A 14,558-nucleotide genomic window follows, 5' to 3' on the forward strand; every position below is an offset into this window, starting at 1 on the left:
ACGGAAAGTTAAGAAAAATAAAACTTCGATACTCTTATCCTTTAACGCAGGAATCACGGCCTCAGCTACTTGTTTATCGCTTTCGCCTGGCGTCTCACAAACCCATTCCATAAGGAACTCCATACTGCTTTCCACCACCAGCAGCTCTCTGTGATTTCATTCCAGATGTACTCTCTTTGCTCATCGACTTTACGTTTGAATTTTATGGTAATAAAGTAGCACAAATTATAATGACTGTCAATTATAAAATTATAAATTTGAGGATTTTGAAATTTGATTTATAAGGTGAAATTAAAAGATTTTCTAAAGATTGCAGATATCGCATTGACCAGACAGCAGGCATGTTGTAACATGGTAATAACGAAAAAATTATATCACCGTACGCACCGCGTACGCCTCAGAAATTTGGGCACAACTGACAAAAAAAACTTCTTACAAAACCAGGCACAGAAAGATTCTGGGAGAATATAAATGAAAAACGGAGGAATGATCAAATGACGAGAGCCGAATTAAAGCGCAATGCGCGGGAAAAACTTGGAGGAAAATTGTTTGGACCTAACTGGGTCAATGCAGTCCTCGTAATGGCCATTTTCTATATACTGACAACAGCAATAAACGGCATCACAGGCTTAGGTACCCTGATCATGCTGGTGATCGGAGGCCCTTTAAGCTACGGAGTAGCAAAGCTGTTCTTACAGCAGTGTGATGACGGACAGAAAATGAACCCAACAGAAGTATTCAAAGGCTTTTCAGAAGATTTCGGTGGAAGCTTTATCCTATACCTGTTAAGATACCTTTTCATTGCCTTATGGTCCATTCTGCTGATCATTCCAGGTATTATGAAAATGTATTCTTACTCTATGGCATTTTTTATAAAGGCAGATCATCCGTCCTATGACTGGAGAGAATGCCTGGATGCCAGCAGCGAACTGACCTATGGACATAGGTGGGAGCTGTTTGTGCTGGATCTTAGCTTCATCGGCTGGCAGATCGTAGGAAGTCTGTGTTTAGGTATTGGAACTTTCTGGGTCAACGCTTACAGAGAAGCGACTATTGCTGAGTATTACAGATATTTTGAAAGTAATCAGATGATGGACAGAGATTTCTAACATAAATGAGTCCAAAAGAAAAACAAGCGGCTGCGCCAAGCAGACTAAAGGGCATCTCACAGCGAGATGCCCTTTTTAACCCTTTTTAATTACTGCTGAGCCTTATACTGTTCTAATGCAGTTGCCAGCTGGTCAGGACAGGAAGTTGGGCGTGGGCCGCACTTGATGCCTTTTAAACGCTTGATAGCTTCATCAATATCCATTCCTTCAACCAGTGCTGCAACGCCCTGGGTGTTGCCGGAGCAGCCGCCTACAAAATGAACATCAGTTACCTTATTGTCCTTTACTTCAAAAGAGATGGCTCTTGAACAGACGCCGTGGGTTGTATAATTCATCCTAAGTACCTCCTGATTTTCATAAATGGCCAACAGAAAAGTGTGCCAGTCAGTTCTTGACGGGCAGAAGCCAAACTGTTACCATGTATCTGTGTACGTTTCTATTTGTACACATGTATAACGTTATGGTTCATGTTGTTGCATGACCCGCAACAGTGTACTTTTCATTATGCTTCATGTAAATAAGATTGTCAAGTTGGAGGAAAAAGAATGATCGGAATTATCGGGGCCATGGACGAAGAAGTGGCAATGTTAAAGGAAAAGCTTACAGAGGTTCAGGTAGAAACAAAGGCTGCTATGGACTTTTATAAAGGAAAGTTGGAAGGAAAGGACGTAGTGGTAGTCCGTTCCGGTATCGGTAAGGTAAATGCGGCAATGTGTGCCCAGATCCTGGCAGATGTATACCATGCAGATCATGTGCTCAACACAGGCATCGCAGGTTCCTTAAAGGCAGAGATTAATATTGGAGATATCGTGCTGTCTACAGATGCACTGCAGCATGATATGGACGCCAGGGCATTTGGCTATGAGCCGGGCCAGATCCCAAGAGTGGATACGCTTTCCTTTAAGGCAGATGAGAAAATGCTTTCTCTTGCAAAGGAATGCTGTGAAAAGGTGAATCCGGAGATTGGCGTATTTACCGGAAGAGTTGTTTCAGGTGACCAGTTTATTTCTGATAAAGAGAAGAAAAAATGGCTTACTGATACCTTTGCAGGCTACTGCACGGAAATGGAAGGTGCAGCTATCGCCCAGGTATGCTATTTTAACCATATTCCATTCCTTATTGTAAGAGCAATCTCTGATAAGGCAGATGACAGCGCATCTATGGATTATCCAACCTTTGAGGCACAGGCCATCCGCCACAGCGTAAACTTAATGGCAGAGATGATCCGCTGCTTTTAAGTGAAGAAGTATCATAGAAAAAATAATACAAACAGCCAGTTATCAATGTCTTTCAGACCCGGTTCAGAATCGTTTCGTGGGGGAATTTGACGAACGATTTTAAGGGTTCTCAACTTCCAAAATAAAAAGCCGTCGTTATAATAAAGCTTACCGAATGACACAGGCCTGCAGGTGTGTCTGCCGGAATGATCATTCTGCAATGGATCAATGAAATTTGCAGACAGTAAAACAGAAAGGGGAGCTTAATTATGATGAGCTTTTTACAGACAGGAAAAGCATTGTATGTGCTGGCAGTTATCTGCTTTGGAGGTATTTTTGTACGGCTGGCAGCCGGAAGCTTCTACAAAAAACTGATAAAAGAAAGCGCAAATATGGCGCTGACCAAGAACCGGTATTTGCGGAACTTAAAACAGAACGCAGAAGATACATACAGGATCAATATGGGCATGAATAATGCAGCAGTGTATTTACAGAGACAGCTTGGAAACCTGAAATTTTTAGGTTTTTCTTTATCTGGACTTGAAAATCTGGCGGGCCAGCTGACGCTGTTAAGCTTCCTGGCTGGCGGCGTATGCGCATTTCTTTCTTATTGGAACCGCAGCGATAATTCATACATTGTTCTTTACGGTGCTGCAGGGATTTTAGGTGGAATGCTTACCGTTGTAGCCGATTACGGCGTAAATCTGGAAGGAAAGAGAAACCAGCTCCTTATCAGCCTTCAGGATCATCTGGAAAATGTAATGTGGCCAAGGCTGGAACGGGAAAGCGGCAGCGAGCGTTCCAGCGCAGCGGCAGAAGCAGAGGAACGCCGTGAAAATGGAAATGTGCGCACTATTGGCAGAGACCGTGACAGGAGACTTTCTGGTGCCAGAAGAGGGGCAGAGCAGACTGCGGCAAGCAGGGAAAATGCCCGTGAGGCAGCAAACCGGGACAAAAAAGAGGACCGGTCTGCCAAAGACTGGCTGGATGATCTGAACCCGGAGCAGAAACGGATGTTGGGGGAAATGTTAAAGGAATTTCTGTAAGTATACAAAAGGTCCGCGTAAATGCGGATCTTTATAAAATGATACAAAGGAGTAAAGAAAAAGTTTATGGCAACACATTTTTCTGCTGTCGGGCAGATCAGGCAATTTGCAGGAGAGACAGCAGCTGATATCAGGGAATTAAGGCGGTTTTTAAAGAAAGAAAAGGCACTTAAACTTATCTGCCTGTCCCTGATCGTAGTCTGCTGGGGATTAAAGATCGTTTATGATGATATTTTTATTGACAGTGAGATCATGAGTCTGGAGCCATATGCACTGCTTCAGTCCTGGTATGGAAGCAGGCGCTTCAGCTTGATCTTTACGAAAAAAATATTTCATATGATCCGGCTGGTTCCCTATTTATCCAATCTGCTGACAGCTGCTTTTCTTTTTCTGGCTGCACTTTTGTTTGCATTTTGCCTGCAGACATGGATCCCAGTCCTGAAAAAGAAACCATATGATAAGGGACTGCTGTTAGCAGCTGCCTTTTTTGTAACAGCGCCGTCCCTTGCAGAACAGTATGCCTATACGCTCCAGGCTTTTGAGATCACATTATCTATGTGCATCTGCATGATCGCAGTGTATTGCGCCGGGAGAGCGGTTTATGGAAATGGTTCGGTGATCTGGTATCTGGCAGCGGTGCTGCTTCTGGTATGGACATTAGGCTCTTATCAGGGGTTTTGCGTCTGCTATATGGCACTGGTGTTGATCTCATTTCTGGGAAGCTATGAGACAGATATGCATAAGGGGCAGGAAGAAGCCTTTCTTTATGGTATCCGGCAGGTTATCATTTTTATTATAGGATTTATCTTATATTTCCTTACAGCTTCATTTTTGTGCAGGATCAAAGGCGGGGATTCCAGTTATGTGGATGCCATGTTTATGTGGGGTACCTTAAGTAAGGCAGAGTGCCTGCATTATGTAAAGGATGAATTCCGTGCATTGTATTGCGGTGTGGTGCCGGTCCTTTATAATCGTTTTTTTGGCATAATGGCATTTTGTTGTACCATATTTCTGGCTGTCCGCAGTGTGAAGCTGCATTTTAAGAAATGGTATTGGTATTTTCTTGGGCTGTTCCTGTTATTTGCGTCACCTATGTTTGTTACCCTGTTAAGCGGAATGCGGACACCAGTACGTGGACAGCTGGTATTTCCTCTTCTTTTAGGGGCTTTTGCCTGCATTTTTTATTGTTTTGCAGTGGGATGCCTGGAGCGTTTTAAGGGCTTTTCCGTAAAACCCCGCTGTGTTGTTGTTTCCATTCTTTTTGTGGCAATGTTTTATCAGTCATGGGTGCAGGGAATGGATCTGGTACAGTTAAACCAGACCCTTCATGATACGTTGGTCAATGACCGGATCATCGCACAGCAGATGTATGGGGATATCTGCCGTGTGGCTGACCGCTCTGATATGCAGAACTGTCCAGTGGTTTTTGTAGGAACACGCAGCGCCAGAATACCAAATACAGCGGCAAGAGGAGAAGTGATCGGATATTCCTATTTTGATTTTGGACTGACCAATATCGGGATCAATAATCGGACAACGGGCTTATTTAACCTTATGGGACTGAACCTGGCAACACCTACAGTGGAAGAATATGAACAGGCGCTGCAGGAAGCAGCAGATAAGCCTTGCTGGCCTGCAAAGGAGTCGGTTTTCCTTCTGGATGACGGTTGTGTGGCTGTAAAGCTTTCAGAGTAAAAAAGTCCGTTAAAAATTACAATAACAGGTTATGGAATTGGTAGTGTAAATATGCTATACTAGCACGTAGTTGGGAAAATTTTCACAAATCTCAAAAGTATGCAATCAGAAAAGGAGAGCGGGAACATGAGTAAGGAAGTTGTATTCGATTATTCAAAAGCCACCGGTTTTATCTCAGCTGAAGAGATGGCTAACTTCAAAAAAACAGTTATGGCAGCAAAGGAGACTTTGTTAAGTAAAGAAGGTGCTGGAAACGACTATCTTGGCTGGATCGATCTTCCTGTTGATTATGATAAGGATGAGTTTGCAAGAATTAAAAAGGCAGCAGCAAAGATCCAGGGCGATTCAGATGTTCTGCTGGTAGTAGGGATCGGCGGTTCCTATTTAGGAGCAAGAGCAGCTATCGAATTTTTAAGCAACAGCTTTTACAATGTGCTGTCTAAGGAAGTCCGCAAGACTCCTGAGATCTATTTCGTAGGAAACAGCATCAGCAGCAAGTATATTGCAGACCTTAAGAAAGTTCTGGCTGGAAAGGACTTCTCTATCAATATCATTTCCAAGTCCGGCACCACCACAGAGCCGGCTATCGCATTCCGTGTATTTAAGGAAATGCTGATCGAAAAATATGGCAAAGAAGAGGCTGCAAAGCGTATTTATGCAACCACAGACCGGGCAAAGGGCGCTTTAAAGAACCTGGCAGATGAAGAAGGCTACGAAGAGTTCGTAGTTCCAGATGATGTAGGCGGACGTTTCTCCGTTCTTACAGCAGTAGGTCTGCTTCCGATCGCTGTATGTGGTGCTGATATTGATAAGCTGATGGAAGGTGCTGCTTCCGGCCGTAAGAAAGCACTGGAAACTCCTTACGAAGAAAACCCGGCTCTTCTGTACGCAGCAGTCCGCAACATCCTGCTGCGCAAGGGCAAAGCAGTAGAGATCGTAGCAAATTATGAGCCAAGCCTTCATTATGTATCTGAGTGGTGGAAGCAGCTGTTTGGTGAAAGCGAAGGAAAAGACCAGAGAGGTATTTTCCCTGCAGCAGTAGATCTGACCACAGACCTGCACTCCATGGGACAGTTCATCCAGGACGGCGCACGCATCATGTTTGAAACCGTTATCAATGTAGAAGAATCTCCAGAAGAGATCGTTTTGAAAAAAGAGGATGTAGATACCGACGGTATGAACTATCTTGCCGGAAAGACGGTAGATTTCGTAAATAAGAGTGCCATGAACGGAACCATTCTGGCTCATACCGACGGAAATGTACCAAACCTGATGGTAAAGGTACCAGAGCAGAATGAATTCTATTTAGGTGAATTATTCTACTTCTTTGAATTTGCCTGCGGCGTAAGCGGCTACATTTTAGGCATCAACCCATTTAACCAGCCAGGCGTAGAAAGCTACAAGAAGAACATGTTCGCCCTTCTTGGAAAGCCAGGTTATGAAGCTCAGAGAGAAGAGCTGTTAAAGAGACTGTAAAATATAGCCGGATGTAAAACTTATTTACAGCACTGCACGGGGAGTCACTGAAAAGTGGTTCCCCGTTTTTTATGACGCGGCAGATGGAAATTTAGACAAGTGAAAGGGGCGGATAATTATTGTGGATTATACTAGACGTAAACAGGTTCAAATGGTAGAATGAGCGTAGATTACGTTGCAACAACGAAAGGAGAATTATAAAAATGGGCATGATAGAAACAAAGACAGCTAATGCCATTCGTGTATTATCGGCTGATGCTATCCAGAAGGCAAAATCCGGACATCCGGGACTTCCTTTAGGATGTGCTTCTGCAGCATATGAATTATGGGCTAACCATATGAGACATAATCCGGCAGATCCACAGTGGGTGGACAGAGACCGTTTTATCCTTTCCGGCGGACATGGCTCTATGCTGCTGTATTCATTATTCCATTTATTTGGCTATGGAAACTTATCTATGGATGATTTAAAGAACTTCCGTCAGGTAGGTTCCTTAACTCCGGGACATCCTGAGTATGGTCATACAGTAGGTGTAGAAGCTACCACAGGACCGTTGGGACAGGGAATGGGCATGGCTGTAGGTATGGCTATGGCAGAGGCTCATTTGGCTTCCGTATTCAACAAAGACGATATTAAGATCGTTGACCATTACACCTATGTACTGGGCGGAGACGGCTGTATGATGGAAGGACTTTCCTCTGAGGCATTCTCTTTAGCAGGTACTTTAGGACTTGGAAAACTGATCGTTCTCTATGATTCCAACAATATTTCCATTGAAGGAAATACTGACATTGCATTTACAGAAGATACTGCAAAGCGTTTTGAGTCCTATGGATTCGGCGTATTCCAGGTAGAGGATGGAAATGATTTTGCAGCTATCGGTGCAGCTATCGAAGCAGCTAAGGCTGATACCCAAAGACCTTCCCTTATCGTTCTTCATACCCAGATCGGATACGGCTGCCCGGCTAAGCAGGGCAAAGCATCTGCACACGGTGAGCCTCTGGGTGAAGAGAACATCATTGCCATGAAGGAAAACTTAGGCTGGGAGAGCATGGAACCATTCTATGTACCTCAGGATGTTTATGATCACATGGATAAGGTAAAAGAAAGCTTAAAGGCACCGGAAGAAGACTGGAATGCAAGATTTGCAGCATACTGTGAGAAGTATCCGGAAATGAAGGAGCTTTGGGATCAGTATCATGACAAAAACCTGCCTAAGAAGCTTTGGGATAATGAAGAGTTCTGGTCCTATGAGGACAAGCCACAGGCAACCAGAAATCTGTCCGGTGAGCTGTTAAATAAGATCAATAAAGTGGTTCCGAACCTGTTTGGTGGTTCCGCTGACCTGGCTCCTTCCAATAAGACCAATTTAAAGGGCGAAGGCGACTTCTCTAAGGCTGATTATGCTGGAAAGAACCTGCACTTTGGCGTAAGAGAGCAGGCAATGACTGCTATTGGAAATGGTCTGGCTCTTCACGGCGGCGTGATCCCTTATGTAGCGACTTTCTTTGTATTCAGTGATTATATGAAGCCAGTTGCAAGACTTTCATCCCTGATGCAGGTGCCGTTAGTTTATGTCCTGACCCATGACAGCATCGGTGTAGGCGAAGACGGACCGACCCATGAACCCATCGAGCAGTTAGCTATGCTGCGTGCACAGCCTAACTTCCATGTATTCCGTCCAGCAGATGCTAAAGAGACTGCAGCAGCATGGTACAGCGCTATTACCTCTGAAAAGACACCTACTGCTCTGGTACTGACCAGACAGAACCTGCCTCAGTTAGCAGGAACTGGCCGCGATGCGATCAAGGGCGCTTACATTGTAGCTGATTCTGCAAAGGAAACTCCGGATGCGATCATCATTGCTACCGGTTCTGAGTTAAGCCTGGCAGTAGAAGCAAAAGAACTGCTGTTAAAGGATGGAATGGATGTGCGTGTTGTATCCATGCCATGTATGGATCTGTTCGAGGAGCAGAGTGCAGAATACAAAGAGTCTGTTCTTCCAAAGGCTGTAAGAAAGAGAGTTGCAGTAGAAGCACTTTCCGACTTTGGCTGGGGACGTTATGTAGGTCTTGACGGTGCAACTGTATGCATGGAAGGCTTTGGCGCTTCCGGTCCTGCAGCACAGCTGTTTGAAAAGTTTGGATTTACAGCAGAGCGTGTTGCAGAAACTGTGAAGAGTCTGTAAGTAAAGCGTGAAAATCAGGGGATGCGTTTTTGGCGCATTCTGATATCGGGATAATTAAAATACCCCGGTAACTGCCTGGAAATGGCAGCTGCCGGGGTATTTTTTGTGCCTGGGATGGGCACTTGCATGATGAGGAAGTTTGCCACAAGCGACCGCACAAAAGGCGCGGTTAGCTAGTACATCGTTTCGTAAATAACTGTACTGTTCACGTAGGATGCGGATTTGAGTGTGCAGGTCTAAAAACGCAGGCGTAGCGGGCTACGCTGAGGCTTTTAGGCCTGTGCAATCAGATTCGCAGACAAGTGAGCGGTATAGTTATTTCGAAAACGATGTACTTGTTATTCCTCGATCACCTGTATTTCCAGGTAATCAAAATCCACTGTTTCAATAAAATTATCCTGGGTAAACCGGGCTTTGTCGTGATATTTAAAATCCTGGACAGTAGAATCCAGCCACATAGGCTTTTCCAGGTCAAACTTATAGCAGATCTCATCTAAACAGTTAAAAACCATCTGCGTTCTGGAAATAGAATAGTCACCGCAGCAGGCTACCATATCCTTCACCAGATGGTTATCCTTCATGATCTTTCCCCACATCCGAAACATGTATTTCCCAGCCTTTCTTTTTTGTTAAGTGTTACATGTCAGTATAGCATATATTGATGAGATGTGTACAGAAGGAAAAACACATCTTATCTGCATATAAAAGATAGAATTATATGCAGATAAGATTGCTTTTTCTGCATATGACATGGTAGAATCATATGCAGAAAGGCGGTGCCGTGATGAGGTATTTTGACTATTCATTTTTAAATAATGGATTACTTCCAGCTAATTTAGTAAACCTTACTGCCAATATCGCAGAACTAAAAACAATGGCAGGCGTACGAAAAGAAGAATATATACAGATATTTACTGAATTAGAGGCTGTAGCAAAAGTACAGTCAATTAAAAGTTCTAATGCCATTGAAGGTATTGTGACCAGTGATGAACGTATTGCAGAGATCGTTAATCAGAATAGTGCGCCATTAAATCATAATGAAGCTGAGATTGCTGGATATCGTGATGCTTTAAATGAGATTCATTTAGGGTATGAACATATTGATTTTCGTGAAGCTGATATTTTGCGTCTGCATGAGATTTTAATGCAGTTTACAGGAAATGGTATCGGTGGTCAGTATAAGACGGATGATAATGTGATTCTGGAAATTGACGCGGAAGGCAGACGAAAGGTTCGGTTTCATCCCACATCAGCGTTGGAAACACCAGAAGCAATGGAACAGCTGACCCTTGCATATATGGATGCCCGCAGTGATGCCAATATTAATCAATTATTGCTTATTCCCTGTGTTATCCTAGATTTCCTTTGTATTCATCCGTTTCGGGATGGAAATGGAAGAATGTCCCGGCTGTTATCCTTATTATTGCTTTACAAAAACGGGTTTGATGCTGGAAAATATGTGTCGTTTGAAGAACAGATAAATAATTATAAAGTGTATTATTATGAGTCATTACGAAAGTCATCAATAGACTGGGGGAAAAATGAAAATTCATATTTTCCATTTATTGAAAATTTCCTGTCAACGCTCTATATGTGTTATAAAGAGCTGGACAAACGTTTTGCTATTGTAAATGGCAGGAAAATCACTAAAAAAGCCCGAATAGAGTCTACGGTGTTAAATAGTCTGACACCTATTTCTAAATCAGAAATATGCAAAATATTACCAGATGTCAGTCCGACTACGGTGGAAGCTGTTTTAGGAGAAATGGTAAAAACAGGAAGTATACAACGAGTTGGATCGGGGCGTATGACAAGATATATTAAGGCATGAATGAATAGAGAAAGTTGCATTGTTAAATGAGAAATTCTTGAGATAAACAGGAGTGTACTTGCGTTGACGTATCAATGCGTTATTTCTGCATTTTTTCTGATAACGCCAATCGTCTAAACAATAGATAACGCCAATCGTCTAAACCATCCCTTGCCCTGTTACTGGTTTTGTAGTAAGCTATAAATAATGACAAAATCCCCCGAAATTCGGGCGGCGAGGAGGTACTGGGCGGTGGAGCAGGTTATTACAGATTATGTAAAATTTCTGGCAGATGCCAGAGATGCGGTTTATCGTTTGGGCTGTGATCAGGCAACAGCAAAACAGCTGAAAGAACAGGGCGAACGCCAGGAAAAAGAACTGGCAGCTGCAAAAAAGGCAGTGACAGATTCGGTGAACCAGACGATAAAAAAGCGGCGCAGTGAGATTGATTCAAGTTATGATAAAGAGATAGCAAAAGGCCAGGAACGACTGAAAAAGGCCAGAACCCAGCGTGAAAAAGCTAAAAATAAGGGAATGAAGGAACGGATTGCAGAGGAAACCAGTGTGCTGAGAGAGCATAACCGTGACCTGCAGGTACAGATGAAGACTATGTTCCAGAAAGACAAGGTTCCTGCATTTTGCCGTACTACATTTTATTATTCCCTGTATTATGCAAGAGGGCTTAAGGAACGGCTGATCGGTTTTATTACTTTTCTGATCTGCTTTTTAGTGCTTCCATGTGGTATTTATTTCCTGCTTCCGGACCGGAAGATATGGTATCTGGTGCTGGTTTATTTTGCAGATATCATCATTTTCGGCGGTTTGTATGTGACCATTGGAAACAGAAGCCGGTCCCGTTACCATGATGCCTTAAAACAGGGACGGGAGATCCGGAACCTGTTAAATTCCAATGAAAAGAAGATCAAAGTTATTACACACAGCATTGAAAAAGACGGCAATGAAGATATTTATGATCTGGAAAAATATGATGACGAGATTGCCTGCGCACAGCAGGAGCTGTCTGATATAGCGGCAAAGAAAAAAGATGCCATCAGCAGCTTTGAAAATGTGACAAAAAATATCATTGCTGATGAGATCGAAGGCAGCCACAAAGCAGAGATCGAAGAAAAAGAGCAGAAATTAAAAGAAGTAAATAATAACCTGGCAGAATTAGAGAACAGCATCCGTCAGCAGAATATCCATATTACAGACACTTATGGACCATATCTTGGAAAAGAGTATCTGGATACAGATAAGCTCATGGAATTGTCAAGGATTATCCAGGCTGGAACAGCGTCTAATATTACTGAGGCTATTGAAATGGATAAAAACGGAGAGGGAAAGCCAGAAAAAAATTAGAAAATAGAAACAACTTGAAAACCAAACAAAACCGCACTATAATGGTAAAGAACTGGAAAAGGGGAGCTGGCAGCAGCTGGCTGAGAGTGGGATATGGTTCCCAGACCCGCAACCTGATTTGGATAATGCCAACGTAGGGATATAAAAACAAGGTCTTTTCATAGTGTGATCTTAGCGGATATGTCTGTTGTGGGCATATCCGTTTTTTACTATGAAAGTCCCGGACGGCAGCCGCGAATGAGCCATGCTTGCATGAGCGAATTCACGGGTATCGGACGGGCAAGCCGGTATGAGCAAGGAGCGCGATAGCGCGGATTGCGAATGCTGGCGACGATTGCGGGAGCACCAAAGGTGCGGAGCAATCGGCTTTCATGAATGGTGATGCCTGCGTCAGCAGGCATGTCCGTTTAGTTGTCATGTATCGTCGTTTTACCGTTAGAGATAAGCAGGGCGGTGTATGGCACAGTTTTCAGGTCTTCCAGGCGGCATATTGGGGGCACCACTTTGTGTCGCATAATAAAACGTGGCCTGCAGTGATCAACAGGATGTTGTAATGTATTCTCCAATTCCGAGAGAACATAAGTACATTACATATATTGTATACACTGCGGGAATGCTGAGAAGGGAGAAGATGAGAATGAGAACAGCATTAACGATCGCTGGAAGCGATTCCAGCGGAGGCGCCGGTATTCAGGCCGACATTAAGACAATGATGGCAAATGGAGTATTTGCCATGAGCGCGATCACAGCACTGACTGCGCAGAACACAACAGGAGTAGAGGCAATTTTAAATGCCACTCCAGAATTTCTTGGACAGGAATTAGACTGCATTTTTACAGATATTTACCCGGATGCAGTAAAGATCGGTATGGTATCAGATAAAGAACTGATCTGTATGATTGCAGCAAAATTAAAGCAGTACGATGCAAAGAACGTGGTAGTAGATCCGGTTATGGTAGCCACCAGCGGGGCAAGACTGATCAGTGAAGATGCCATTGAAACATTAAAGGCAGAATTATTCCCACTGGCAAAGATCTTAACGCCAAATATCCCGGAAACAGAAGAATTGACCGGTATGAAGATCACATCTGCCGCAGATATGGAAGCAGCAGCAAAGAAGATCTCTGAGACCTATCACTGCGCTGTTCTCTGCAAAGGAGGGCATAAATTAAATGATGCAAATGATCTGCTCTGGAGTGAAGGAAAAGGCCGTTGGTTTTCTGGAAAGCGTATTGACAATCCAAATACCCATGGAACCGGCTGTACCTTATCATCAGCCATTGCTTCCAACCTGGCAAAAGGCTTTGATCTGGAAACCAGCGTAGAGCGGGCAAAGGACTATATTTCAGGTGCTTTGGCAGCTATGCTGGACCTTGGAAAAGGCAGCGGACCTATGGATCATGGTTTTGCCATTGATAATGAATATACAAGGGAGGCAAAGTAATTATGGAAAGAAGAACCTCTCTTTTTGATAATGGGCTGATCTGGTTTGGAGCAGGTGTTTCCCTGGCAGAGATTCTCACAGGTACTTATTTTTCCACTTTAGGTTTTGGAAAAGGTTTTGCAGCCATTATCGTAGGACATGTGATCGGCTGCGTCCTTCTGTTTTTAGCAGGCGTCATCGGCGGAAAGAGCCGTTTAAGCGCTATGGAGACAGTAAAAAGCAGCTTTGGCAACAAGGGCGGCCTGTTTTTCGCCCTGTTAAATGTATTACAGTTAGTAGGCTGGACGGCTATTATGATCTATGACGGTGCTCTGGCAGCAGGTGGCATCTTCTCATCTGGACACTGGATCTGGTGCCTGGTCATTGGTGCCCTGATCGTTGTGTGGATCATGGTTGGCATTACCAATCTTGGAAAGATCAATACAGTGGCAATGACAGCTTTGTTTTTACTGACACTGGTGCTTTGCAAGGTTATTTTCTTTGGTGGAAATACCGTTCTTTCCCAGCCAGATGACAGTCTTTCCTTTGGCGCAGCAGTAGAACTGGCAGTTGCCATGCCATTGTCATGGCTGCCGCTGATCAGTGACTATACCAGAGAGGCAGAGAAGCCTGTGGCAGCAACTGCAGTCAGCGCTGTTGTATACGGTCTGGTAAGCTGCTGGATGTATGTGATCGGTATGGGCGCATCTATCTTAACCGGTGAGTCTGACATTGCCCAGATCATGTTAAAGGCTGGTTTAAGCGTGATCGCCCTGATCATTGTAGTATTTTCAACGGTAACAACTACCTTCCTTGATGCTTACTCTGCAGGTATCTCCAATGAGTCTATTTTCCCGCAGTTTAAAGGCCAGTATGTGGCTGTGGCAGTAACGGTTGTAGGAACCATTGGAGCAATTGTATTTCCAATGGATGATATTACAGGTTTCCTGTATCTCATCGGTTCTGTTTTCGCCCCGATGATCGCTATTCAGATCGCTGACTATTTTATCTTACACAGAGACAGAAGAAGGACTGCATTTGATGCTAGAAATCTGGTGATCTGGGCCATTGGTTTTGTCCTGTACCGTATTCTGATGAATGTAGATCTGCCGGTGGGAAATACACTGCCGGATATGATCATCACCATAGTGCTGTGTGTGATCGCTGGTGCGGTATTACACTAAAATACAGGAATAAAAGCGGCTATAATAAAAAGCGTTTTTTGATGGATTTT

General features: G+C 43.7%; 12 protein-coding genes, 1 riboswitch and 1 other annotated feature (1 of these 14 cut by a window edge). Of the genes, 10 read left to right on the forward strand and 2 right to left on the reverse strand.

Going from position 1 to position 14,558, the window contains the following annotated elements; genetic code table 11:
* Positions 1-193 (reverse strand) — a binding site (T-box leader); it reaches 177 nt to the left of the window's first position.
* A gap of 301 nt (positions 194-494) precedes the next feature.
* Positions 495-1,109: a DUF975 family protein gene (locus OGM16_06175; GenBank protein ID UYJ47828.1), complete on the forward strand. Its 615-nt coding sequence runs from the start codon at positions 495-497 to the stop codon at positions 1,107-1,109.
* 89 nt (positions 1,110-1,198) lie between these two features.
* Here OGM16_06175 and OGM16_06180 read toward each other — a convergent pair whose 3' ends face one another.
* Positions 1,199-1,444: a TIGR03905 family TSCPD domain-containing protein gene (locus OGM16_06180; protein ID UYJ47829.1), complete on the reverse strand. Its 246-nt coding sequence runs from the start codon at positions 1,442-1,444 to the stop codon at positions 1,199-1,201.
* Positions 1,445-1,654: 210 nt separating this feature from the next.
* Between OGM16_06180 and OGM16_06185 the strand changes: the two genes are divergently transcribed.
* The 5 genes from OGM16_06185 (at position 1,655) to tkt (ending at position 8,732) form a co-directional block, all read left to right on the forward strand.
* Entirely contained in the window at positions 1,655-2,347 is a 693-nt protein-coding gene (locus OGM16_06185) for a 5'-methylthioadenosine/adenosylhomocysteine nucleosidase (protein ID UYJ47830.1), read from the forward strand.
* A 248-nt stretch (positions 2,348-2,595) separates the two neighbouring features.
* Positions 2,596-3,372: a hypothetical protein gene (locus tag OGM16_06190; GenBank protein ID UYJ47831.1), complete on the forward strand. Its 777-nt coding sequence runs from the start codon at positions 2,596-2,598 to the stop codon at positions 3,370-3,372.
* Between the two features lie 66 nt (positions 3,373-3,438).
* A complete protein-coding gene (locus tag OGM16_06195; protein ID UYJ47832.1) occupies positions 3,439-5,067 on the forward strand; it encodes a glucosyltransferase domain-containing protein in 1,629 nt (542 codons plus the stop codon).
* 126 nt (positions 5,068-5,193) lie between these two features.
* Positions 5,194-6,543, forward strand: coding sequence for a glucose-6-phosphate isomerase (locus OGM16_06200; GenBank protein UYJ47833.1), 1,350 nt, complete (start codon positions 5,194-5,196; stop codon positions 6,541-6,543).
* A gap of 203 nt (positions 6,544-6,746) precedes the next feature.
* Entirely contained in the window at positions 6,747-8,732 is a 1,986-nt protein-coding gene (gene tkt / locus OGM16_06205) for a transketolase (GenBank protein UYJ47834.1), read from the forward strand.
* Between the two features lie 338 nt (positions 8,733-9,070).
* Here the strand turns inward: tkt and OGM16_06210 are convergent, their stop codons facing one another.
* Positions 9,071-9,337: a hypothetical protein gene (locus OGM16_06210; GenBank protein ID UYJ47835.1), complete on the reverse strand. Its 267-nt coding sequence runs from the start codon at positions 9,335-9,337 to the stop codon at positions 9,071-9,073.
* 179 nt (positions 9,338-9,516) lie between these two features.
* Here OGM16_06210 and OGM16_06215 point away from each other — a divergent pair, with 179 nt between their 5' ends.
* From OGM16_06215 to cytX, 4 genes are all read left to right on the forward strand, one after another.
* On the forward strand, positions 9,517-10,563 hold the full coding sequence (locus OGM16_06215; GenBank protein ID UYJ47836.1) for a Fic family protein: 1,047 nt from the start codon (positions 9,517-9,519) through the stop codon (positions 10,561-10,563).
* Between the two features lie 231 nt (positions 10,564-10,794).
* Complete coding sequence (locus tag OGM16_06220; GenBank protein UYJ47837.1) at positions 10,795-11,901, forward strand: hypothetical protein; 1,107 nt, start codon at positions 10,795-10,797, stop codon at positions 11,899-11,901.
* A 49-nt stretch (positions 11,902-11,950) separates the two neighbouring features.
* Positions 11,951-12,058, forward strand: a riboswitch (TPP riboswitch).
* Positions 12,059-12,538: 480 nt separating this feature from the next.
* Entirely contained in the window at positions 12,539-13,345 is an 807-nt protein-coding gene (gene thiD, locus OGM16_06225) for a bifunctional hydroxymethylpyrimidine kinase/phosphomethylpyrimidine kinase (protein ID UYJ47838.1), read from the forward strand.
* A complete protein-coding gene (gene cytX / locus OGM16_06230; protein ID UYJ48404.1) occupies positions 13,345-14,508 on the forward strand; it encodes a putative hydroxymethylpyrimidine transporter CytX in 1,164 nt (387 codons plus the stop codon). The genes thiD and cytX overlap by 1 nt, the downstream gene beginning before the upstream one ends.
* Positions 14,509-14,558 lie beyond the last annotated feature (50 nt).

The sequence above is a fragment of the Lachnospiraceae bacterium genome (assembly GCA_025758065.1).
In the GTDB taxonomy this organism is placed as follows: domain Bacteria; phylum Bacillota; class Clostridia; order Lachnospirales; family Lachnospiraceae; genus Enterocloster.